The sequence below is a fragment of the Pseudomonas sp. HLT2-19-2 genome, assembly GCF_054898005.1.
In genome coordinates this window covers 647,828-669,639 of record NZ_CM142712.1, presented here as the reverse complement: position 1 = coordinate 669,639, position 21,812 = coordinate 647,828, and the positions used below count along the sequence as shown (strand labels likewise).

21 protein-coding genes are annotated in these 21,812 nt (G+C 59.3%); 16 read left to right on the top strand and 5 right to left on the bottom strand.

Annotated elements, in window-relative coordinates:
• Positions 1–49 precede the first annotated feature (49 nt).
• The 6 genes from hslU (at position 50) to ACYZTU_RS03165 (ending at position 7,222) form a co-directional block, all read left to right on the top strand.
• A complete protein-coding gene (gene hslU, locus ACYZTU_RS03190) occupies positions 50–1,390 on the top strand; it encodes an ATP-dependent protease ATPase subunit HslU (protein ID WP_461967953.1) in 1,341 nt (446 codons plus the stop codon).
• 45 nt (positions 1,391–1,435) lie between these two features.
• Positions 1,436–1,816: a gamma-butyrobetaine hydroxylase family protein gene (locus ACYZTU_RS03185; RefSeq protein ID WP_461967951.1), complete on the top strand. Its 381-nt coding sequence runs from the start codon at positions 1,436–1,438 to the stop codon at positions 1,814–1,816.
• 258 nt (positions 1,817–2,074) lie between these two features.
• On the top strand, positions 2,075–3,754 hold the full coding sequence (gene phaC, locus ACYZTU_RS03180) for a class II poly(R)-hydroxyalkanoic acid synthase (RefSeq protein WP_461967949.1): 1,680 nt from the start codon (positions 2,075–2,077) through the stop codon (positions 3,752–3,754).
• Positions 3,755–3,908: 154 nt separating this feature from the next.
• A complete protein-coding gene (gene phaZ, locus ACYZTU_RS03175; RefSeq protein ID WP_461967947.1) occupies positions 3,909–4,763 on the top strand; it encodes a poly(3-hydroxyalkanoate) depolymerase in 855 nt (284 codons plus the stop codon).
• A 128-nt stretch (positions 4,764–4,891) separates the two neighbouring features.
• Complete coding sequence (gene phaC, locus ACYZTU_RS03170) at positions 4,892–6,574, top strand: class II poly(R)-hydroxyalkanoic acid synthase (protein ID WP_461967945.1); 1,683 nt, start codon at positions 4,892–4,894, stop codon at positions 6,572–6,574.
• Positions 6,575–6,601: 27 nt separating this feature from the next.
• A complete protein-coding gene (locus tag ACYZTU_RS03165) occupies positions 6,602–7,222 on the top strand; it encodes a TetR/AcrR family transcriptional regulator (RefSeq protein WP_449642748.1) in 621 nt (206 codons plus the stop codon).
• A gap of 102 nt (positions 7,223–7,324) precedes the next feature.
• Here ACYZTU_RS03165 and ACYZTU_RS03160 read toward each other — a convergent pair whose 3' ends face one another.
• The 3 genes from ACYZTU_RS03160 to ACYZTU_RS03150 form a co-directional block, all read right to left on the bottom strand.
• Positions 7,325–8,086, bottom strand: coding sequence for a phasin family protein (locus tag ACYZTU_RS03160; protein ID WP_461967943.1), 762 nt, complete (start codon positions 8,084–8,086; stop codon positions 7,325–7,327).
• A 10-nt stretch (positions 8,087–8,096) separates the two neighbouring features.
• Complete coding sequence (locus ACYZTU_RS03155) at positions 8,097–8,519, bottom strand: phasin family protein (protein ID WP_461967941.1); 423 nt, start codon at positions 8,517–8,519, stop codon at positions 8,097–8,099.
• 158 nt (positions 8,520–8,677) lie between these two features.
• Positions 8,678–8,953 (bottom strand): polyhydroxyalkanoic acid system family protein, encoded by a 276-nt coding sequence (locus ACYZTU_RS03150; protein WP_461967939.1) that lies wholly within the window; start codon positions 8,951–8,953, stop codon positions 8,678–8,680.
• A gap of 155 nt (positions 8,954–9,108) precedes the next feature.
• Between ACYZTU_RS03150 and ubiE the strand changes: the two genes are divergently transcribed.
• The 10 genes from ubiE to ACYZTU_RS03100 all read left to right on the top strand — a co-directional run bounded on the left by ubiE (position 9,109) and on the right by ACYZTU_RS03100 (position 17,151).
• On the top strand, positions 9,109–9,879 hold the full coding sequence (ubiE, locus tag ACYZTU_RS03145; protein ID WP_007948968.1) for a bifunctional demethylmenaquinone methyltransferase/2-methoxy-6-polyprenyl-1,4-benzoquinol methylase UbiE: 771 nt from the start codon (positions 9,109–9,111) through the stop codon (positions 9,877–9,879).
• Positions 9,879–10,502, top strand: a complete 624-nt coding sequence (locus ACYZTU_RS03140; RefSeq protein ID WP_461967937.1) for a ubiquinone biosynthesis accessory factor UbiJ — start codon at positions 9,879–9,881, stop codon at positions 10,500–10,502. Before ubiE ends, ACYZTU_RS03140 begins: the two co-directional genes overlap by 1 nt.
• Positions 10,499–12,103, top strand: a complete 1,605-nt coding sequence (ubiB, locus tag ACYZTU_RS03135; protein WP_461967935.1) for a ubiquinone biosynthesis regulatory protein kinase UbiB — start codon at positions 10,499–10,501, stop codon at positions 12,101–12,103. The genes ACYZTU_RS03140 and ubiB overlap by 4 nt, the downstream gene beginning before the upstream one ends.
• An 81-nt stretch (positions 12,104–12,184) precedes the next feature.
• Positions 12,185–12,586, top strand: a complete 402-nt coding sequence (gene hisI, locus ACYZTU_RS03130) for a phosphoribosyl-AMP cyclohydrolase (RefSeq protein WP_461967933.1) — start codon at positions 12,185–12,187, stop codon at positions 12,584–12,586.
• On the top strand, positions 12,579–12,911 hold the full coding sequence (locus ACYZTU_RS03125) for a phosphoribosyl-ATP diphosphatase (protein WP_008047820.1): 333 nt from the start codon (positions 12,579–12,581) through the stop codon (positions 12,909–12,911). The genes hisI and ACYZTU_RS03125 overlap by 8 nt, the downstream gene beginning before the upstream one ends.
• A gap of 26 nt (positions 12,912–12,937) precedes the next feature.
• Positions 12,938–13,216, top strand: a complete 279-nt coding sequence (locus ACYZTU_RS03120; protein ID WP_283182607.1) for a twin-arginine translocase TatA/TatE family subunit — start codon at positions 12,938–12,940, stop codon at positions 13,214–13,216.
• A gap of 10 nt (positions 13,217–13,226) precedes the next feature.
• Positions 13,227–13,667: a Sec-independent protein translocase protein TatB gene (gene tatB / locus ACYZTU_RS03115; protein ID WP_461967932.1), complete on the top strand. Its 441-nt coding sequence runs from the start codon at positions 13,227–13,229 to the stop codon at positions 13,665–13,667.
• Positions 13,664–14,458: a twin-arginine translocase subunit TatC gene (tatC, locus tag ACYZTU_RS03110; RefSeq protein ID WP_461967930.1), complete on the top strand. Its 795-nt coding sequence runs from the start codon at positions 13,664–13,666 to the stop codon at positions 14,456–14,458. The genes tatB and tatC overlap by 4 nt, the downstream gene beginning before the upstream one ends.
• Positions 14,455–15,162 carry a 16S rRNA (uracil(1498)-N(3))-methyltransferase gene (locus tag ACYZTU_RS03105; protein WP_461967928.1) on the top strand — a complete coding sequence of 236 codons (708 nt, stop codon included), beginning with the start codon at positions 14,455–14,457 and terminating at the stop codon, positions 15,160–15,162. Before tatC ends, ACYZTU_RS03105 begins: the two co-directional genes overlap by 4 nt.
• A gap of 72 nt (positions 15,163–15,234) precedes the next feature.
• Positions 15,235–17,151 (top strand): methyl-accepting chemotaxis protein, encoded by a 1,917-nt coding sequence (locus ACYZTU_RS03100; protein WP_461967926.1) that lies wholly within the window; start codon positions 15,235–15,237, stop codon positions 17,149–17,151.
• A 51-nt stretch (positions 17,152–17,202) separates the two neighbouring features.
• On the opposite strand, the gene mdoH is transcribed toward ACYZTU_RS03100, so the two are convergent.
• Together mdoH and ACYZTU_RS03090 are read right to left on the bottom strand one after the other, a co-directional pair.
• On the bottom strand, positions 17,203–19,773 hold the full coding sequence (gene mdoH, locus ACYZTU_RS03095; RefSeq protein WP_461967924.1) for a glucans biosynthesis glucosyltransferase MdoH: 2,571 nt from the start codon (positions 19,771–19,773) through the stop codon (positions 17,203–17,205).
• Positions 19,766–21,580, bottom strand: coding sequence for a glucan biosynthesis protein G (locus tag ACYZTU_RS03090; RefSeq protein WP_461967922.1), 1,815 nt, complete (start codon positions 21,578–21,580; stop codon positions 19,766–19,768). Before ACYZTU_RS03090 ends, mdoH begins: the two co-directional genes overlap by 8 nt.
• Positions 21,581–21,812: the final 232 nt, after the last annotated feature.

Sequence of the window (21,812 nt, the reverse complement as noted above, 5' to 3'; positions counted from 1 at the left end):
TTTGGCCACCACGCCACGGCTCACTTTTACTTGAGGACCGCCAATTACTATGTCCATGACTCCCCGTGAAATCGTCCACGAACTCAATCGCCATATCATCGGCCAGGACGATGCCAAACGCGCCGTCGCCATCGCGCTGCGTAACCGCTGGCGCCGGATGCAGCTGCCTGAAGAGCTGCGCGTTGAAGTGACCCCCAAGAACATCCTGATGATCGGCCCGACCGGTGTCGGTAAAACCGAGATTGCTCGTCGTCTGGCCAAACTGGCCAACGCGCCATTCATCAAGGTTGAAGCGACCAAGTTCACCGAAGTCGGTTATGTCGGCCGCGACGTTGAATCGATCATTCGTGACCTGGCTGACGCGGCGATCAAACTGTTGCGCGAACAGGAAATGACCAAAGTTCGCCACCGCGCCGAAGACGCCGCCGAAGAACGCATCCTCGACGCCTTGCTACCACCGGCACGCATGGGCTTCAGCAACGACGACGCCGCACCGTCGGCCGACTCCAACACCCGCCAGCTGTTCCGCAAGCGCCTGCGCGAAGGTCAGTTGGATGACAAGGAAATCGAAATCGAAGTCGCCGAAGTGACCGGTGTCGATATCTCCGCGCCACCGGGCATGGAGGAGATGACCAACCAGCTGCAGAGCCTGTTCGCCAATATGGGCAAGGGCAAAAAGAAAAGCCGCAAGATCAAGGTCAAGGAAGCGCTGAAACTGGTGCGTGACGAAGAAGCCGGCCGCCTGGTCAACGAAGAAGAGTTGAAGGCCAAGGCACTGGAAGCTGTCGAGCAGCACGGCATCGTGTTCATCGACGAAATCGACAAGGTCGCCAAGCGCGGCAACACCGGTGGCGTCGACGTGTCCCGTGAAGGCGTGCAGCGCGACTTGCTGCCGCTGATCGAAGGCTGCACCGTCAACACCAAACTGGGCATGGTCAAGACCGACCACATCCTGTTCATCGCGTCCGGTGCGTTCCACCTGAGCAAGCCGAGCGATCTGGTACCTGAGCTGCAAGGTCGTCTGCCAATTCGTGTCGAGCTCAAGGCGCTGACGCCTGAAGATTTCGAGCGCATTCTCAGCGAACCGCATGCGTCACTCACCGAGCAGTATTGCGCACTGCTGAAAACCGAAGGCTTGGTTATCGAGTTCCAGCCAGACGGTATCAAGCGTATTGCCGAGATCGCCTGGCAGGTCAACGAGAAGACCGAGAATATCGGTGCCCGTCGCCTGCACACGCTGCTTGAGCGCCTGCTCGAAGAGGTATCGTTCAGCGCCGGTGATCTGGCCAGTGCCCACGACGACAAAGCGATCGTGATCGACGCCGATTACGTCAACAGCCACTTGGGCGAATTGGCGCAGAACGAAGACCTGTCCCGTTATATCCTGTAGGTCTCATTCTCTACATGGCAGGGCCGCTTGCGGCCCTGAACCAAAATGACGACCTCACTCCCCACCGATATCAAACTGCACAAAGCCTCGAAAACCCTGTCGCTGAAATACGCGTCCGGCGAGGAATATCACCTGCCTGCCGAGTTCCTGCGCGTGCACTCTCCTTCCGCCGAAGTCCAGGGCCACGGCAAACCTATCCTGCAATTTGGCAAGATCGCCGTAGGACTGACCAAGGTCGAACCGGCCGGTCAGTACGCACTGAAATTGATCTTCGACGACGGCCACGACAGCGGCCTGTTCACCTGGGAATATCTGTACCAGTTGGGCGTGCGCCAAGAGGATCTCTGGAACGATTATCTTGCCGAGCTCAAAGCCGCCGGAAAAACCCGCGACCCGAACCAATCCATCGTCAAGCTGATGCTCTAGCTCGGGCCTCTCGCTCTTTAGAGGGCATTTTCTAATTCCATCTGTTTGAATGCTCCGCTTCCGGGTCGACGATTGGCCTGCTTGCGAAAAAAATTAAACTCGGGTAACCAATGGAACTGGCAAGTTCCCTGCAGTGCTCTCTGCGATAAAAAGCAGCGATGCAGAATTAACGGTCACCCTAGCAGTAGTACCTGGCATTTGCCGTGTGAATGCACAGCTGGGACCAGGTACTCGCCTCAGGACAATGGAGCGTCGTAGATGAGTAATAAGAATAACGATGACTTGAAGTATCAAGCCTCGGAAAACACCTTGGGGCTGAATCCTGTCGTTGGGCTGCGTGGAAAGGATTTACTGGCTTCTGCTCGAATGGTGCTAAGGCAGGCCATCCGACAACCGATTCACAGCGCCAGGCATGTCGCCCATTTCGGTCTTGAACTGAAGAATGTGTTGTTCGGCAAATCCGAGCTTCTACCGACAAGCGATGACCGTCGCTTTGCCGATCCGGCCTGGAGCCAGAACCCGCTTTACAAACGTTATTTGCAGATTTACCTGGCGTGGCGCAAGGAACTCCACGACTGGATCGACGACAGTAATCTCCCGCCAAAGGACGCCAGTCGCGGGCATTTCGTGATCAACCTCATGACCGAAGCCATGGCCCCGACCAACAGTGCGGCCAACCCGGCGGCGGTCAAACGCTTCTTCGAAACCGGCGGCAAAAGCCTGCTCGACGGCCTGTCCCATCTGGCCAAGGACCTGGTGCACAACGGCGGTATGCCGAGCCAGGTCAACATGGGCGCGTTCGAGGTCGGCAAGAGCCTGGGCGTCAGCGAAGGCGCGGTGGTGTTTCGCAATGACGTGCTGGAGTTGATCCACTATCGGCCGACCACCGAGCAGGTGTACGAGCGCCCACTGCTGGTGGTGCCACCACAGATCAACAAGTTCTATATTTTCGACCTGAGCCCGGACAAGAGCCTGGCGCGCTTCTGCCTGCGCAACAATGTGCAGACGTTCATTGTCAGCTGGCGCAACCCGACCAAGGAGCAGCGCGAGTGGGGTCTGTCGACCTACATCGAAGCGCTCAAGGAAGCGGTCGATGTGGTCAGCGCGATCACCGGCAGCAAAGATGTGAACATGCTCGGTGCCTGCTCCGGCGGCATCACCTGCACCGCGCTGCTGGGCCACTATGCCGCGATCGGTGAGAAGAAGGTCAACGCCCTGACGCTGCTGGTCAGCGTGCTGGACACCACCCTGGACAGCGATGTGGCACTGTTCGTCGACGAACAGACCCTCGAATACGCCAAGCGCCACTCTTATCAGGCCGGCGTCCTGGAAGGCCGTGACATGGCGAAAGTCTTCGCCTGGATGCGCCCCAACGACCTGATCTGGAACTACTGGGTCAACAACTACCTGCTGGGCAACGAACCGCCGGTTTTCGACATCCTGTTCTGGAACAACGACACCACAAGGTTGCCCGCAGCGTTCCATGGCGACCTGATCGAGTTGTTTAAAACCAACCCGTTGATCCGTCCTGATGCACTGGAAGTGTGCGGCACACCGATCGATCTGAAGCAGGTCACTGCCGACATCTTCTCCCTGGCCGGCACTAACGACCACATCACCCCGTGGAAGTCCTGCTACAAGTCGGCGCAACTGTTCGGTGGCAAGGTTGAATTCGTGCTGTCCAGCAGCGGGCATATCCAGAGCATTCTGAACCCGCCGGGCAATCCGAAATCACGCTACATGACCAGCACCGAGATGCCGGTCAAGGCTGAGGACTGGCAAGAAAATTCCACCAAGCACACCGATTCCTGGTGGCTGCACTGGCAGGCATGGCAAGCCGAGCGTTCGGGCAAGCTGAAGAAGTCTCCGGCCAGTTTGGGCAACAAGGCTTATCCGGCGGGCGAAGCTGCACCGGGCACTTATGTGCATGAGCGGTAACTGACACACCCCACGCCCCTGTAGGAGCCGAGCTTGCTCGCGAAGGCGGCGGCACAGTGAATATTACTGCGCCTGACCCACCGCTATCGCGAGCAAGCTCGGCTCCTACAGGGATCGAGGATGAATTTGAGAAATGACCCACAGGGCTTGAAGCATGCCGCAACAATTCATATTTCGTACCGTCGACCTGGATGGCCAGACCCTCCGCACGGCAGTACGCCCCGGCAAGCCTCACTTGACGCCCTTGCTGATTTTCAACGGCATCGGTGCAAACCTTGAGCTGGTGTTTCCGTTTGTCGCGGCGCTGGATCCGGACCTGGAAGTCATTGCCTTCGACGTCCCTGGCGTCGGCGGCTCATCGACGCCAAATCGACCGTATCGCTTTCCGGGCCTGGCGAAACTCACGGCGCGGATGCTCGACTATCTCGACTACGGCCGAGTCAATGTGATCGGCGTTTCCTGGGGGGGGGCCCTCGCCCAGCAATTCGCTTACGACTATCCCGAGCGCTGCAAAAAACTTGTTCTGGCGGCCACGGCGGCTGGCACGGTAATGGTGCCGGGCAAGCCGAAAGTCCTGTGGATGATGGCCAGCCCGCGACGCTATATCCAGCCGTCTCATGTGATTCGCATTGCGCCGATGATCTACGGCGGCGCGTTCCGTCGCGATCCAACGTTGGCCGCAAGCCATGCTGCGAAAGTCCGCTCGGCGGGCAAACTCGGTTACTACTGGCAGCTGTTCGCCGGGCTGGGCTGGACCAGCATTCACTGGCTGCACAAGATTCATCAGCCGACCCTGGTACTGGCCGGTGATGACGATCCGCTGATCCCGCTGGTCAACATGCGATTGCTCGCCTGGCGGATCCCCAATGCCCAATTGCACATCATCGATGACGGGCATCTGTTCCTGATTACCCGAGCCGAAGCGGTTGCACCGATCATCATGAAATTCCTCGAGGAAGAACGGCAGCGTGCCGTGATGCATCCGCATCCGGCGCCATTCGGCGGATAACCGCCCCCGACTTTGTTAACAAAAAGAGGTCGGCAGGACGCCGCGCCGCGCAACAACCCGTAACAGCGTCTATGGTGTTCTGGTTCGGTGTATCTGTATTTGGCCTGAAGACGAAGGAGTGTTGATTCATGCGCGAAAAACCAGCGAGGGACTTTTTACCCACTCCCGCCGCGTTCATCAATGCACAGAGTGCGATTACCGGCCTGCGCGGTCGGGACCTGTTGTCGACCCTGCGCAGCGTTGCCGCCCATGGCTTGCGCCACCCGGTGCACAGCGCCCGACACGCCTTGAAGTTGGGCGGTCAACTGGGACGCGTGCTGCTGGGCGAAACCCTGCACCCGACCAATCCGCAGGACAATCGCTTTGCCGACCCGGCGTGGAGCCTCAACCCTTTTTATCGCCGCAGTTTACAGGCCTACCTGAGCTGGCAGAAGCAGGCCAAAAACTGGATCGACGAGAGCAACATGAGCCCGGACGATCGCGCCCGCGCCCACTTCGCGTTCGCCTTGCTCAACGACGCCATGGCACCGTCCAACAGCCTGCTTAATCCGCTGGCGATCAAGGAAATCTTTAACTCCGGCGGCAACAGCCTGGTGCGAGGTATCAGCCACCTGGTTGACGACTTCCTGCACAACGATGGCCTGCCCAGACAAGTCACCAAGCAAGCTTTCGAGGTCGGCAAAACAGTCGCCACCACTGCTGGTTCCGTGGTGTTTCGCAATGAGTTGCTGGAGCTTATCCAGTACAAGCCGATGAGCGAAAAGCAGTATTCAAAACCGCTGCTTGTGGTGCCACCACAGATCAACAAGTACTACATTTTCGACTTGAGTCCCGGCAACAGCTTCGTCCAGTTCGCCCTGAAAAACGGTCTGCAGACCTTCATGATCAGTTGGCGCAATCCGGATGTACGGCATCGCGAATGGGGGCTGTCGACGTACGTCGAAGCCGTCGAAGAAGCGATGAACGTCTGCCGGGCGATCACCGGTGCTCGCGAAGTCAATCTGATGGGCGCCTGCGCGGGCGGGCTGACCATTGCCGCGCTGCAAGGTCATTTGCAGGCCAAGCGGCAATTGCGGCGAGTGTCCAGCGCAACGTACCTGGTAAGCCTGCTCGACAGTCAGATGGACACGCCTGCGACCCTATTCGCCGACGAACAGACCCTTGAGGCAGCCAAGCGTCGCTCCTATCAGAAAGGCGTGCTGGACGGCCGCGACCTGGCCAAGGTCTTCGCCTGGATGCGCCCCAACGATCTGATCTGGAGCTATTTCGTCAACAACTACCTGTTGGGCAAAGAGCCGCCAGCGTTCGACATTCTCTACTGGAACAACGACAACACACGTTTGCCGGCAGCCCTCCATGGCGACTTGCTGGACTTCTTCAAGCACAACCCGCTGAGTCATCCGGGGGGTCTGGAGGTGTGCGGCACGCCGATCGACTTGCAGAAAGTCACCGTCGACAGCTTCAGCGTGGCGGGCATCAACGACCACATCACCCCGTGGGATGCGGTGTATCGCTCGACTCTGCTGCTGGGTGGCGAGCGACGCTTCGTGCTGTCCAACAGCGGTCATGTGCAGAGCATTCTCAACCCGCCCTCCAACCCGAAAGCCAATTTCGTCGAAAGCACGAAACTGAGCAGCGACCCACGGGCCTGGTATTACGACGCCAAGCAAGTCGACGGCAGTTGGTGGACCCAATGGCTGAGCTGGGTTCAAGAACGTTCAGGCGCGCAAAAAGAAACCGACATGGCCCTCGGCAACCAGAACTATCCACCGATGGAGGCAGCACCCGGTACTTACGTGCGTGTGCGCTGACGTTCAACGAACCATTAAGAAGACTGGATGAAAACCCGCGACCGGATTCTCGAATGTGCCTTGCAGTTGTTCAATCAAAAGGGCGAACCGAACGTCTCCACCATGGAAGTTGCCAATGAAATGGGCATCAGCCCGGGCAACCTCTACTACCACTTCCACGGCAAGGAACCGCTGATTCTCGGGTTGTTCGAGCGCTTCCAGGCCGAACTGGCGCCCCTGCTCGATCCACCGGCCGATGTCGAGCTTGCACCGGAAGATTACTGGCTGTTCCTGCACCTGATCGTCGAACGCCTGGCGCACTACCGGTTTCTGTTCCAGGACCTGTCGAACCTCGCCGGGCGCTTGCCGAAACTGGCCAAAGGCATACGCAACCTGCTCAATGCACTGAAGCGCACGCTGGCGTCGTTACTCGCTCGATTGAAGGCTCAGGGTCAATTGGTCAGCGAGACCCAGGCACTGGGACAACTGGTGGAGCAGATCACGATGACGCTGCTGTTCTCACTGGACTATCAGCGGATTCTTGATCGTGAAGGTGAAGTGCGATTGGTGGTGTACCAGATCATGATGCTGGTGGCGCCGCACTTGTTGCCGCCGATCAAGGTGGCGACGGAGCAGTTGGCGTTGCAGTATCTGGAAGAACACGAGTAACCCTGCACACCGCTCCCACAGGGGTACTGCGGTGCTTTACGAATCGTGCACAAACAAAAACACCCGACCTTTGCAGGCCGGGCGTTTTCTTGAGCCCTGAAATCAGGACTGACTGGTTGGCGTCGATGGAGCTGGCGCGACAGTCGGGGTTGCAGCAGGGGTTGGCGCAGCAGCGGAATTCGATGCGCTGACCGCGGTTGCCGGTTTGGCGGCAGCTACTGCTGGTTTGGGTGCAGCGGCTTTCGGCGCTGCCGGTTTTTTCACTGCTGGCTTCTTCACTGCGGCAGGTTTTGCCGCTGGTTTGGCCGCAGCGGTTTTTGCTGCAGGTTTCGCCGCGGCAGTTTTGGCCGCTGGTTTGGCAGCCGGTTTAGCGGCAGCCTTGGCCAGTGGTTTGGCAGCAGACTTCGCAGCAGGTTTGGCCGCTGCGGTTTTCGCCGCAACAGGCGCAACCTTGGCACCGGTCAGACGCTCGATCTGCTTGGTCAGGGTATCGACCTTGCTGTGCAGCGCTTTGACTTCATTGCGGCTCGGTACACCCAGGCGCGAAATGGCGCTGTTCAGACGCTTGTCAAAAGCCCCTTCCAGCTCATCCCACTTGCCCAGTGCGCGATCTTTCACGCCGCTGATGCGCGACTTGGCCGACGAAGCGGAGTCCTTGGCGGCATCGACTTTCTTGTCGACAGCGCTCTTGGTGAGCTTCTCGGCTTTCTCGCCGTCTTTAACCAATGTATCGAAGAGCTTGCTGCCGTCAGTGTCGATCTTCGAGTACACGCCTAAACCAGCCAGCCAGATTTTGCGGGAGTAGTCTTCAACCTTCCCGATCCACGAGCTGCCTTCTTTTTCAGTATTCTTTTTACCAGCCATCCCGTTCTCCTTAAGATTTTTGCGCGACGCGTTCGAGCAATGCCGTCAGCTCATCGAGCTTGGCAGAGAGTGTCTCAACGTCATGTTTAGACGGAATGCCGATACGATTCAAGGTACTTGCGACACGCGAGTCAAAAGCCTTCTCGACCTTGTCGAGTTGAACTTCGACCTTACCTTTGAAAGTAGTGACTTCACTCTTGGCTTCATCGATCTCGGCATTCGCTGCTTCAAGTTTCTCGGCAACTACTTTTTTGCCTTTCTTTTCAACGTCTTGACCAGCTTTGATCAACTCTTGAAAGTACTCGTTGCCCTCTTGGCCGACCTTGGTGTAGGCCCCCAGGCCTGCCAGCCAGATCTTGCGGGCGTAAGATTTAACGTCGCTCAGAGCAGTCGTCGAAACGTCGATTTTTTTCTTCAAAATAACTTTGGCCATGGTGCACCTCACGCGCAGAAGGTTTGAGGAACTGCCCGCGAAAGAGTCGGGCTCATGCACAAAGTAGTGAGAATAATTAGAAACAGCACCCTAACAACTGACATAAACGTTTGGGTACAACGCTCCCACAGGAATTGCATTCACAAATCCACTGCCGGTCAAGCCAACGCTTTATCGAGGGCCTTTTCGATTTCCGATTTGATCGTGACGCTCATGGCCGACATCAACAGGCCAAGTTCGACATCGACCTTGATCGAATTCTCGCCCACATACACCGCGCCTTTCACACCGGAACGCTTGAGGTTCAGGGTGTCGCCGGACCATTGCGGCTCCAGGCCATATTGATCGGACAGTTTTTGCGCCAACTTGTCAGCCTTCTCGCGGGCCGCTTCCTTACCCAGGGTGTGGGCACGCTCAACACTAATACGGGCCATCAAATGACTCCTGCTATATGGATACTTTCCTGAAGCATCTTGACCGCTACTGCGGCAAAACGTCCCGGCGGTTACCTATCTTACCTGCAGCCTTGCCAAGACAAAGCAGGCCACCGGGATTAGAATGTCCCGCATTCTCTTCTGGTGACAGCGATATGACTGATCAGCGCAAAGGCAGCGATGCCGAACCCACCACTCACTTCGGTTTCAAAAACGTTCCGGAAAGCCAAAAAGCGGAAAAAGTCGCTGAGGTTTTCCACTCGGTAGCCGCCAAGTACGACTTGATGAACGACCTCCTGTCGGGCGGCATGCACCGTTTGTGGAAGCGTTTCGCGATCGAGCTGTCGGGCGTTCGCACCGGTAACCGCGTGCTGGACATCGCCGGCGGCACCGGCGATCTGACCAAGAAGTTCTCGCACCTCGTTGGCCCGACCGGCCAGGTCGTGTTGGCCGACATCAACGAATCCATGCTCAAGGTCGGCCGTGACCGCCTGCTGGATCTGGGTGTGGCGGGCAACGTCGAATTCGTCCAGGCCGATGCTGAAAAGCTGCCGTTCCCGGACAACCATTTCGACTGCGTGACCATCGCTTTCGGCCTGCGCAACGTTACCCATAAAGAAGACGCCTTGCGCTCGATGCTGCGCGTGCTGAAACCGGGCGGCCGTCTGCTGGTGCTGGAATTCTCCAAACCGACCAACGCGCTGATGTCCAAAGCCTACGACGCCTACTCGTTCGCCTTCATGCCGTTGATGGGCAAGCTGATCACCAACGACTCGGAAAGCTATCGCTACCTGGCCGAATCGATCCGCATGCACCCGAATCAGGAAACCCTGAAGTCGATGATGGTCGAAGCCGGTTTCGACCGCGTGACCTACCACAACATGACTGCAGGCATCGTCGCCCTGCACCGCGGCATCAAACCCTGATGTTGCTGGCCGGCCTGCTCGCCAGCGTTGAACTCGGTCTGAACCGGGTGCTGCGTCTCGACAGCACGGCGCTGCCGCGGCTGGCACATTTGAGTGGCAAGGTGATTGCCGTCGACTGCCGCAACCCGGCGCTGCAAGTGTTCATCCTGCCCAGCGACGAAGGCTTGATGCTGGCTTCCCACTGGGAAACCGGCGCCGACTGCACCTTGCGTGCACCGGCCTCCAGCCTGCTGAAACTGGCGATGAGCAAGGACAAGACTTCGGTCCTGCATGCTCCTGAAGTCGAACTCGACGGCGACAGCGGCGTGCTGCTGGAACTGGCGACGATCCTTCAGGACCTTGAGCTGGACTGGGAGTACGAACTCGCACGCGTGCTGGGACCTGTCGCCACGCAACTGCTCGGCGGTCACCTGCGCAGTCGCGCACGCTGGTATCAGCAAGGGTTCGCCAGCTTGAATCAGAATCTTGGCGAGTACTTGGCCGAAGAATCGCGCACCCTCGTCGGTCAGCGCGAAGCTGAAGCCCGCTTCAATGAACTGGACCAGATCAAACTCGATCTGGACCGTCTCGAGGCGCGCTTCGAGCGCCTTTCCCGATCCCTCGACCCAAGCGATAACGCATGAAGCTGCTTGCCGCCCGCCGTTTGTTGCGCATCCAGCGCGTTGTGATTCGCTACCGCCTCGATGACCTGCTGTTCGCCCTGCCATTGCCCTGGTTTCTGCTGGCGCTGCGCTACGCCTTACCGTGGCGCTGGTTCCCACGCAAGACGCTGGACCTGAGCCGTGGCGCGCGATTGCGTCTGGCGTTGCAGGACCTGGGACCGATTTTCATCAAGTTCGGGCAAATCCTGTCCACTCGCCGCGACTTGTTGCCGGAAGACATCGCTGATGAGCTGATGAAGCTGCAGGACCGCGTGCCGCCGTTCGACTCGCAAGTGTCGATCAAGCTGATTGAAGAGCAGCTCGGCAAAAAGATCAGTGAAGTGTTCAGCCGCTTCGACGTCGAGCCACTGGCTTCGGCCTCCGTGGCGCAGGTGCATGCCGCGCAGCTGAAAACCGGTGAAGAAGTGGTGGTCAAGGTCATCCGCCCGGGCCTCAAACCGATCATCGCGCAGGACCTGGCGTGGCTGTTCATCCTCGCCCGCACGGCCGAAAAGCTTTCTTCCGACGCGCGCCTGCTGCACCCGGTTGACGTGGTACTGGACTACGAAAAAACCATCTACGACGAACTCGACCTGCTGCGCGAAGCGGCCAACGCCAGCCAGTTGAAGCGCAACTTCGACGGCTCGGAGCTGCTCTACGTGCCGCAAGTCTATTGGGACTGGTGCCGGCCGAAAGTGCTGGTGATGGAGCGCATCTACGGCATTCAGGTCACTGACCTCGCGACCCTGGCCGATCAGCGCACCGACATGAAAATGCTCGCCGAGCGCGGCGTTGAAATCTTTTTCACCCAGGTGTTCCGCGACAGCTTCTTCCACGCCGACATGCACCCCGGCAACATCTTCGTCAGCACCGTGAACCCGTGGAGCCCGCAGTACATTGCAATCGACTGCGGCATCGTCGGCAGCCTGACCCCGGAAGATCAGGATTACCTGGCGCGCAACCTGTTCGCGTTCTTCAAGCGTGATTACCGTCGTGTCGCGCAGCTGCACATCGATTCGGGCTGGGTGCCAGCGGAAACCAAACTCAACGAATTCGAAGCGGCGATCCGCACCGTGTGCGAGCCAATCTTCGAAAAACCGTTAAAAGATATTTCCTTCGGCCAGGTGCTGATGCGCCTGTTCCAGACCGCTCGACGCTTCAACATGGAAGTGCAACCGCAGCTGGTTCTGCTGCAAAAAACCCTGTTGAACATCGAAGGCCTGGGCCGTCAGCTGTACCCGGACCTCGATTTGTGGAACACCGCCCAGCCGTTCCTCGAACGCTGGATGCGCGAACGCGTCAGCCCCAAAGCCTTGATCGGCAACGTGCAGAGCCAGTTCGAACAACTGCCGCACCTGGCCAACATGGCCCGCGACCTGCTCGAGCGCATGTCCCAACCGCACGCCTACGACCCGCCGCCACCGTGGCACCGGCGCAAGGACGACTGGTTCATGCGCTTGCTCGGCTGTGCGCACCTGGCAGGCGGCACGATACTCGCGGCCGGTGGGCCGTTGAACGAATTGGGCCATTGGCCGGCCGGCATCATGGTGGCCGTCGGTTTGTATCTGGTCGTTCGCCGATAGCCAGAGCCCCCACACGCTGGCACACTGTTTTAACGCCTGGGCTTCACTAATGAAGTGTGGAGCCCGCTGTCGGAGTCGAAGATGAGAAACTGGCTGGACGAGATCAAGTGGGACGCCGATGGCCTGGTGCCGGCGATTGCTCAGGATCACAAGACCGGGCGAGTCCTGATGATGGCCTGGATGAACCGTGAAGCGCTGGAACTGACCGCTGCCGAGAACCGCGCCATTTACTGGTCACGTTCCCGTGGCAAACTGTGGCGCAAGGGCGAAGAGTCTGGCCACGTGCAGACCCTGCATGAGATGCGCCTGGACTGTGACGCCGACGTGATTATCCTGATGGTCGAGCAGATCGGCGATATCGCCTGCCATACCGGCCGTCAGAGCTGCTTCTACCGCGTCTTCGAGAATGGCGACTGGAAAACCGTCGACCCGGTTCTGAAAGACCCGCACGCTATCTATTCCGCAGGACACACCCATGAGTGACACTCTGACCCGTCTGGCCGAGGTACTGGAAGAGCGCAAAGGCGCCGCTGCCGACAGCTCGTACGTCGCCAGCCTGTACCACAAGGGCCTGAACAAGATTCTGGAAAAAGTCGGCGAAGAGTCGGTCGAAACCATCATTGCCGCCAAGGATGCCGCCATCAGCGGTGACTGCAGCGATGTGATCTACGAAACCGCCGATTTGTGGTTCCACAGCATGGTCATGCTCGCCCAACTGGGGCAGCATCCACAGGCTGTACTCGACGAACTGGACCGTCGTTTCGGTCTGTCCGGACACGCCGAAAAAGCCTCGCGTCCGTCCGCCTGAACAACTATTTAGAGAGGAGCAGCAACATGGGCATTTTTGACTGGAAACATTGGATCGTCATCCTGGTTGTTGTCGTGCTGGTGTTCGGCACCAAGAAGCTGAAAAACCTCGGCACTGACGTGGGTGAGTCGATCAAGGGCTTTCGCAAAGCCATGAACGATGAAGACAAGCCCGCCGACCCGACGGTAACACCGGCCCAACCGGTACCACCCGCTCAGCCACAGACCACACAGTCCGTGAACCAGCCGCACACCATCGACGTGCAGGCGCAAAAAGTCGAAGAGCCGATCCGCAAAGACGTGTGAGCACTGACTAATGTTTGGTATCAGCTTCCCTGAACTGCTGCTCGTCGGCCTTGTGGCCCTGCTGGTGCTGGGCCCCGAGCGTCTGCCGGGTGCTGCGCGCACCGCCGGCCTGTGGGTCGGTCGTCTGAAGCGCAGCTTCAACGCGATCAAACAGGAAGTTGAACGTGAAATCGGTGCCGACGAGATTCGTCGGCAACTGCACAACGAGCACATTCTGTCGCTGGAGCAGGAGGCGCGGAAGATTTTCACGCCGACTCAGCAGGAGCCGACGCCGTTTCAACCGGTGGCAACGCCGACGATTCATGCGCCAAACGCTGAAGCGGCTCCGACCGAAACGCTGACCGCCGTCGAACCGGTACCGGTTGTGGCACCCGCAGACCCCGTTGCTCCTGCCGTCGCGCCGACAACGCCGGCTCCTCACGACACCACTTTGCCGCCGCGAGCCCCATGAGCGATCTCCCTGAAAACGACCAGCACATGCCGCTGGTTTCGCACCTCACCGAGTTGCGTACCCGCCTGCTGCGCTGTGTAGCGGCGATCTTCATCATCTTCGCCGGGTTGTTTGCCTTCACCCAGCAGATTTATACCTTCGTCTCCACGCCGCTGCGTCAGTACCTGCCAGTGGGCGCGACGATGATCGCCACCGACGTGTCGTCACCGTTCCTGACACCGCTGAAGCTGACCATGATGGTTTCGCTGTTCCTCGCGATCCCGGTGATCCTGCATCAGATCTGGGGCTTCATCGCGCCAGGCCTGTACAAGCATGAGAAACGCATTGCGGTGCCGCTGCTGATGTCCAGCATCCTCCTGTTCTACACCGGCATGGCGTTCGCGTATTACCTGGTGTTCCCGTTGATCTTCCAATTCTTCGCCGCCGCCACCCCGGCCGGCGTGGAGATGATGACGGACATCAGTAGTTACCTCGACTTCGTCATGACGCTGTTCTTCGCTTTCGGCGTGGCCTTCGAAATTCCGGTGGCCGTGGTCCTGCTGGTATGGATCGGTGTGGTCGACGTCAAATACCTGAAGAAGATCCGCCCGTACGTGATCATTGGCTGCTTTGTGGTTGGCATGATCCTGACGCCGCCGGACATCTTCTCGCAGACGTTGCTGGCCGTACCGATGTGGCTGCTGTTTGAAATCGGCATCCTGTTCGGCAGCCTGATCAGCAAGCGCGGCGATCATCCGGACGACCAGCCGGTCGACGATCACAACGACCAGCCGCCAGCGACCCAAGCGTGAACCTGCTGCTCCTCGAAGAAGCCGACTTCATTGCGGCCGACAGGGTGATCCTGCGCGATCGCCGGTTGACGCACATGCAGGAAGTGCATCGTTCGGTGGTCGGTGACACCCTGCGGGTTGGGCGTATCGGCGGGCTGATGGGGTCGGCCGAACTGCTGCGCCTGGACGCTGATGAAGCCGAGTTGCGCGTCACCCTCGACCAGCCAGCACCGGCCAAGCTGCCACTGACCCTGGTGTTGGCCCTGCCACGCCCGAAAATGCTCCGTAGGGTGTTTCAGACCGTGGCGGCCATGGGTGTGCCGCGAATCGTGCTGGTGAACAGCTATCGCGTCGAGAAGAGCTTCTGGCAAACCCCGTTCCTGGAGCCCGAGGCGGTTCGCGAACAACTGATCCTCGGCCTCGAACAGGCCCGGGACAGCGTGCTGCCGGAAATCGTTATCGAAAAGCGCTTCAAGCCGTTCGTCGAGGACCGTCTGCCGTCGATCACCAATGGCACCCTCGGCCTGGTCGGCCACCCCGGCAATTACCCCCCCTGCCCTCGTGGCCTGGACGAACCGGTGACACTGGCCATCGGCCCTGAAGGCGGCTGGATTCCGTACGAAATCGACCTGCTGGGCAAGGCCGGCCTGCAACCGGTGCAGCTCGGCGACCGCATCCTGCGGGTCGAAACCGCCGTCACTGCGCTGCTCGCACGCCTTTTCTAATTCCTACAGATACCCGGCTGCCTGCCGATACAGTCTCCATAAAACCAACGAATGGTTCCAGGGAGTAGCAGCATGTACCGATGGATAGCCGAGAAACTGGGAAACGTCAGCGTCAATCGAAAACTGGGTATTGGCTTCGGCCTAGTGCTGCTTCTTACCTTATTGATCACTTTCACCGGCTGGACCGGGCTGAGCGGCGTGATGAATCGTGGCGATAAGTTGGGGTTTATTGCCAGCCTCAATGACCTGGCCAAAGACCTGCGCCTGGCCCGCCTGGATTACGAAATACGTCGTGGCGAACAAGGCCCCGGTGCGGTCAACGACCTGCTTGGCCAACTCGATACCGGCCTGAAAACCGCGCGCACGCTGATCGAACAACCGGCCGACATAGCCATGATCGACCAACAACTCGCCGCCGTCAGTGAGTATAAACACGCCTTCACCGCCATGACCCAGGCTGGAGCCATCCGCGAAGACGCCCGCGGCAAACTCGGCGCCACCGCCGACAACGCCGTGGCCCGTGTCGCCGAAGTCGAAAAATCCATGCTGCAAGGTGACAGCGTCGCCGATTTCAACAGCGTGATCGACCTGAGCAAGCTGATCCAGCAAGCGCGCTTCCAGGTTCGCGGTTATACCTACAGCGGCAAAACCGAGGCCGAGCAACCCGCTCTGGACGCCATCGACAACGCGCTGAAAAACCTCGAGAGCCTGCCCTCCAAACTGCCGGAACAGCACATCGCCCACCTGCAGCAAGCTACGGATTCGTTGAAAGCCTACCGCGCCGCCGTCAGCCAGTTCCGCGACTCTCAGGTCGCCAGCGCCGCAGCCCTCAAACGCATGGCCGATCAAGGCCAAATCCTGCGCGACACCAGCAAAAAACTTACCGTGTCGCAAACCATCGTCCGTGACACCGACGCCGCGCACGCCAAAAACCTGCTGCTGATGGCCACCGTGCTGGCGCTCGCCTTCGGCCTGCTTGCCGCTTGGGCCATCACGCGCCAGATCGTGATTCCCCTGAGCCAGACCCTCAAAGTGGCGGAACGCGTTGCTGCTGGCGACCTGACCCAGAACCTTATTTCTGAGCGTCAGGATGAACTCGGCCAGCTACAGCGCGCCATGCAGAGCATGACCCTGGGCCTGCGCGAGTTGATCGGCGGCATCAGCAATGGCGTCACGCAAATCGCCAGCGCCGCTGAAGAGCTGTCGGCCGTCACTGAGCAGACCCGCGCCGGGGTCAACAGCCAGAAGGTCGAGACCGACCAGGTGGCCACCGCCATGAACGAAATGACCGCCACCGTGCAGGAAGTCGCGCGTAACGCTGAAGAAGCGTCCGAAGCCGCCGTCGCCGCCGACCAGCAGGCCCGCGAAGGTGACAAAGTGGTCGGCGAAGCCATCGCCCAGATCGAACGCCTGGCCAAGGAAGTCGGCAACTCCACCGAGGCCATGGGTCATCTCAAACGCGAAAGCGACAAGATTGGCAGCGTGCTCGACGTGATCAAATCCGTGGCCCAGCAAACCAACCTGCTGGCCCTCAACGCCGCCATCGAGGCCGCCCGTGCCGGTGAGGCCGGACGCGGTTTTGCGGTGGTTGCCGACGAAGTCCGCAGCCTGGCCCAGCGCACCCAGAAGTCCACCGAAGAAATCGAAGAGCTGATCGTCGGCCTGCAAACCGGCACCCAGCAAGTAGCGACCATCATGGACAACAGCCGCAGCCTGACCGACAGCAGCGTCGAACTGACCCGCCGCGCTGGTGGCTCACTGGAAAGCATCACCCGCACCGTCTCGGCGATTCAGTCGATGAACCAGCAGATTGCTGCAGCCGCCGAACAGCAGAGCGCGGTGGCCGAAGAGATCAATCGTAGCGTGCTGAACGTGCGCGACGTATCCGAGCAGACCTCGGCAGCCAGTGAAGAGACAGCGGCCGCCAGCGTTGAGCTGGCGCGGTTGGGGACGCATCTGCAGATGCTGGTGGGCAGGTTCAAGGTTTAATCGGCCGGGCTGATCAGCGCAAAAAAAACCCCGCTTTCGCGGGGTTTTTCGTTAGGCCAACTGAGGCTGCACGCTTAGCGGCTTGAGCGGCAACAGCGGCGCATGGGGATCGGCCTTCACCGATTTACGCCACGCCTCCAGCCACTCGGGGTGACCTTCGTTCCAGATCTGCTCATGCAGACGACCCAATGCCACCGGGTCACTGAGCAGCTCCACGCGCTCATTGTTGCTCAGACCATCAGGCCCGGCTTTCAGCGCATGACGAACCCGTTCGATCCGCAGCCACTCGATCGGCTCGGCCTGACGGTGACGGGACGTCGCCAGCGAGCACGCCAAGGCGTTCTGCTGTGGATCGACCACTGCGCGGATGAAGCCGTCGTTCAGCGCATGCCAACGGTTTTCGTGGGTGTACTGGTCGGTTGCCAGCAATGCCTGTGGCGGATTGTATTCCTCAGGGATCAGGAACAGGCTTTCGTCACGGGACTTGAGGCCCAGGCCGACTCGACTGGAGATCACCGACACCGGGATCGACAGCATCAACGAACCGACGATCGGCACCAGCCACCAGAGAAAGCTCGGGTTCAACCAGATCACCAGCAGGGCCCAGAAGAAGCCCAGCAAGGTTTGCGGACCGTGGCGTTTTACCGCTTCGCTCCATGGCGTGGAATCGTCGTCACGTTGCGGCGAGTTCCAGGTCGCGGCCCAGCCGAGGAACGCGGCGAGGACGAAACGGGTGTGGAAAATCATCCGCACCGGCGCCAGCAGCATGGAGAACAGCATCTCCAGCAGCATCGACAGGGTCACCTTGAACTTGCCACCGAACTCTTTCGCGCCCTTGGCCCAGATCAGGATGATGCTCAACAACTTCGGCAGGAACAGCAGCACGACGGTGGTCGAGAACAGCGCGATCGCCTTGTCCGGGTGCCATTGTGGCCACAGCGGATAGAGCTGACGTGGCTCAAGGAAGTACTGCGGCTCCATCAGCGTGTTGACCGCCAGCAGCGCCGTCGACAGCACGAGGAAGAAGAACCACAACGGCGCCGACAAGTAAGACATCACGCCCGTCAGGAACACTGCACGGTGCACCGGGTGCATACCCTTGACCAGGAACAGCCGGAAGTTCATCAGGTTGCCGTGACACCAGCGACGGTCACGCTTAAGTTCGTCCAGCAGGTTCGGCGGTAATTCTTCGTAGCTGCCCGGCAAGTCATAGGCAATCCACACGCCCCAGCCGGCACGGCGCATGAGCGCAGCTTCGACGAAGTCGTGGGACAGAATTGCACCGGCAAACGCGCCTTTACCCGGCAACGGCGCCAAGGCGCAGTGCTCGATGAACGGCTTCATGCGGATGATCGCGTTGTGGCCCCAGTAATGGGATTCGCCCAACTGCCAGAAGTGCAGACCGGCGGTAAACAGCGGACCGTACACACGGGTCGCAAACTGCTGCATGCGTGCATACAGCGTGTCCATGCCCGAAGCGCGCGGCGCGGTCTGGATGATCCCGGCGTCCGGCGTGGCTTCCATCAAGCGCACCAGACTGGTCAGGCAGTCACCGCTCATCACGGAGTCAGCGTCGAGCACGACCATGTACTTGTAGTCACCGCCCCAACGACGGCAGAAGTCGTCTAGGTTGCCGCTTTTTCGTTTAACGCGACGGCGACGGCGGCGATAGAAAATCTTGCCGAAGCCCTTGGCTTCACGGCAGACGTCCAGCCAGGCTTGTTGCTCGGCAACGCAGATATCGGCATCGTTGCTGTCGCTGAGGACAAAGAAGTCGAAGCGATCCAGGTTACCCGTGGCCGCAACCGACTCGAAGGTCGCCCGCAAACCGGCAAACACCCGTGGCACGTCTTCGTTGCAGATCGGCATCACCAGTGCGGTGCGAGCGTCCCTGGGGATCGGCTCGTTGCCGGCGCTTTTACCGGAAATGCGGTATTTGTCGTGACCGGTGAGCAGCTCCAGAAAGCCCATCAGCGCGGTCCAGAAACCGGCCGATACCCAGCAGAACAAAATCCCGAACAGAATCAGGATGCTGGTTTGCAGTGCATAGGGCAGGACTTGCGTGACGGTTTGCAGGAACGGCTGATGCAGGACTTCGTTCAGGTCGACGAACGACCATCCCTGATACGGCATGATGCCTTTCATGTACCAGCCAGCGACGATGGTCTGACCGAGCATCAATACCAGCAGAATGTAGCGGCGGATCGAACCGACGGTACGCCAGCGAGCTGCCGGCAATACGTTCTCATCTTTCGGCGGGGCCGGGGGATTGGAGCGACCGGTCAGACGACGCCAGCCACGCACCAGAATGTTGGTGCGCCACGGCTCCGGCACAACTTTGGTCCGACGAATCGGCGGGGTTGCCCGCAGGCAGACCCGGCCGCTGGCGTCGAGCACCAGCATTTCAGCGTCTGCCAGCTCTTCGGCGGTGTTCAGGGTCAGGCGACGACCCACCGAAGCTTGAGCAGCCTCGGTCGGCGCATCGAACGTCGAGGACGACAGACGCTGGTGCAGCTCGCTGAAAGACTTGCAGCCCGCGAGTTCCGCGCGCTGCTCGTCGGTCATTGGCAGATGCGCCAGATACTCGGCAAGAGTCTCTGGCTGTACTTGAGAATTACTCATCGGCAGGCAACTGGTAGCTCCAGGTCTCGGTCAGGACTTCTTCAGTCGGTGCCGATTCCGGTGTGGCTGGGGCCGCGTCGGCAGCGACTGGCTGCTTGGCGTCTTTGTTGTCCTTGTCCTTGGAATCTGCGGCCGGCTTGGCTTCGGCGTGTTTGGCTTCAACTTGCTTGGCTTCCTTATCCATCTTCTCTTGTTGCTTGGCGGCAACCTTGTCGGCCTTGGCGACGGAAGAATTGGACGCGGGCACCGATGTTTTGGCCAGGTCGGCAGTCACGATGTTCTTGACCAGTGCAGCACGCATCTCGGTAGGTTTGCCCGGATCCTTGATTTTCATCCGCAGGGTCAGACGCCAGCCCTTGGTTTCAGGGTTGTAACGTACGTTGTTCTCGACCAGCTCGGCATTCTCGCCAACGCTGACCTGGCTGCGAACGTCCGCAGTTTCTGGTAGTGCTGCAAGGGACGGACCTTCGAAGTCCACCAGATAGGCAACGCTGCCGTCCGGCTGACGGATCAGATTGGACTGTTTCACGTCACCCGTGGAGCGCAGGGTTTGTTGGACCCAGGCGCTGTCCGGTGCGTGAAGTGCGGCTTCGTCGATGGTCCAGTGCATGCGATAAGCGACGTCCAGCGGCTGGCCAGGCTCAGGCAGCTTTTCCGGACTCCAGAACGCAACGATATTGTCGTTGGTTTCGTCGGCAGTCGGAATCTCGACCAGATCGACGGACCCCTTGCCCCAATCGCCTTCTGGTTCGATCCAGGCACTTGGACGCTTGTCGTAGCGGTCGTCGAGGTCTTCGTAGTGGCTGAAGTCGCGGCCACGTTGCAGCAAGCCGAAGCCACGCGGGTTCTCGATGGCGAAGTTGCTCACCGACAGGTGTTTCGGGTTATTCAGTGGACGCCAGATCCACTCGCCATTGCCGGCATGGATCGACAGACCGCTGGAGTCGTGCAGTTCGCGACGGTAGTTCAGCACTTTCGACGGCTGATTGGCGCCGAACAGGAACATGCTGGTCAGCGGCGCAACGCCAAGCTTGGTGACTTTGTCACGCAGGAACATTTTGGCCTTGACGTCGACAACGGTGTCGCTGCCCGGACGCAGGGTCAGGCGATAGGCACCAGTCGCCCGTGGCGAATCCAGCAAAGCAAAGATCACCAAGTGCTTGTCACCCGGTTTTGGCTGTTGAATCCAGAACTCGGTGAAACGCGGGAATTCTTCGCCAGACGGCAACGCGGTATCAATGGCCATGCCGCGAGCGGATAAGCCATAAGTGTGCCCCTTGCCGACAACGCGGAAATAACTCGCGCCGAGCATGGTCAAGATCTCGTCTTGCTTGTCGGCCTTGTTGACCGGGTACAGCACACGAAAACCGGCATAACCCAATTGTTCGGTGGCTTTAGGATCGAACTTTACGTCGCCGAAATCGAACCGACTTGGGTCGTACTTGATCTCTTCGACGGTGTTAGCCGTGATTTCGTTGATTTTCACCGGTGTATCGAAATGCATACCCTGGTGATAGAACGACAGCTTGAACGGCGTTTTCTGATCGGCCCACTCGGCTTTTTCGGTCAGGAAGCGAATTTTTTGATAGTCCGCGAATTTCATCTCGCGAAACTCGTTCGGCAGGTTACTGCGCGGAGCTTCGTATTTCTGCCCGGCCAGCTCTTTTGCCTTGACCGATACATCATCCAGATTGAATGCCCAAAGCTGACCGGCGCTGAGTAGGCAGAGCAGTGCAGAGCCCGCTACCAGAGCGCTTCGAAACCGTTTGGCAGACAATTTTGGTGCATTACAGGGACTAACAATCACGAGCAACCCTCGCCGAAAACAGATCAAAAAACCAACGGCCAGTTAAAGTGCCTGTGAGGTGTGCGGAATGAAAAAACCGACCCTACAGACCACTCTTGCCAAGTTGGCGAGCATTATTCCGACTCCGATGGGACTAAATGATTCCCCAAACGGTCCAGGACAAGTCTCTACCTAAGTCAAAATGGACCAACGAACGCTGACCCCCGTAGCGCGCGATTATCTAGTAGGCCGC

Excerpts from the sequence above, each read along its gene's own strand:
- hslU (WP_461967953.1), top strand. The coding sequence starts at position 50 with ATGTCCATGACTCCCCGTGAAATCGTCCACGAACTCAATCGCCATATC.
- ACYZTU_RS03185 (WP_461967951.1), top strand. The coding sequence starts at position 1,436 with ATGACGACCTCACTCCCCACCGATATCAAACTGCACAAAGCCTCGAAA.
- phaC (WP_461967949.1), top strand. The coding sequence starts at position 2,075 with ATGAGTAATAAGAATAACGATGACTTGAAGTATCAAGCCTCGGAAAAC.
- phaZ (WP_461967947.1), top strand. The coding sequence starts at position 3,909 with ATGCCGCAACAATTCATATTTCGTACCGTCGACCTGGATGGCCAGACC.
- phaC (WP_461967945.1), top strand. The coding sequence starts at position 4,892 with ATGCGCGAAAAACCAGCGAGGGACTTTTTACCCACTCCCGCCGCGTTC.
- ACYZTU_RS03165 (WP_449642748.1), top strand. The coding sequence starts at position 6,602 with ATGAAAACCCGCGACCGGATTCTCGAATGTGCCTTGCAGTTGTTCAAT.
- ACYZTU_RS03160 (WP_461967943.1), bottom strand. The coding sequence starts at position 8,086 with ATGGCTGGTAAAAAGAATACTGAAAAAGAAGGCAGCTCGTGGATCGGG.
- ACYZTU_RS03155 (WP_461967941.1), bottom strand. The coding sequence starts at position 8,519 with ATGGCCAAAGTTATTTTGAAGAAAAAAATCGACGTTTCGACGACTGCT.
- ACYZTU_RS03150 (WP_461967939.1), bottom strand. The coding sequence starts at position 8,953 with ATGGCCCGTATTAGTGTTGAGCGTGCCCACACCCTGGGTAAGGAAGCG.
- ubiE (WP_007948968.1), top strand. The coding sequence starts at position 9,109 with ATGACTGATCAGCGCAAAGGCAGCGATGCCGAACCCACCACTCACTTC.
- ACYZTU_RS03140 (WP_461967937.1), top strand. The coding sequence starts at position 9,879 with ATGTTGCTGGCCGGCCTGCTCGCCAGCGTTGAACTCGGTCTGAACCGG.
- ubiB (WP_461967935.1), top strand. The coding sequence starts at position 10,499 with ATGAAGCTGCTTGCCGCCCGCCGTTTGTTGCGCATCCAGCGCGTTGTG.
- hisI (WP_461967933.1), top strand. The coding sequence starts at position 12,185 with ATGAGAAACTGGCTGGACGAGATCAAGTGGGACGCCGATGGCCTGGTG.
- ACYZTU_RS03125 (WP_008047820.1), top strand. The coding sequence starts at position 12,579 with ATGAGTGACACTCTGACCCGTCTGGCCGAGGTACTGGAAGAGCGCAAA.
- ACYZTU_RS03120 (WP_283182607.1), top strand. The coding sequence starts at position 12,938 with ATGGGCATTTTTGACTGGAAACATTGGATCGTCATCCTGGTTGTTGTC.
- tatB (WP_461967932.1), top strand. The coding sequence starts at position 13,227 with ATGTTTGGTATCAGCTTCCCTGAACTGCTGCTCGTCGGCCTTGTGGCC.
- tatC (WP_461967930.1), top strand. The coding sequence starts at position 13,664 with ATGAGCGATCTCCCTGAAAACGACCAGCACATGCCGCTGGTTTCGCAC.
- ACYZTU_RS03100 (WP_461967926.1), top strand. The coding sequence starts at position 15,235 with ATGTACCGATGGATAGCCGAGAAACTGGGAAACGTCAGCGTCAATCGA.
- mdoH (WP_461967924.1), bottom strand. The coding sequence starts at position 19,773 with ATGAGTAATTCTCAAGTACAGCCAGAGACTCTTGCCGAGTATCTGGCG.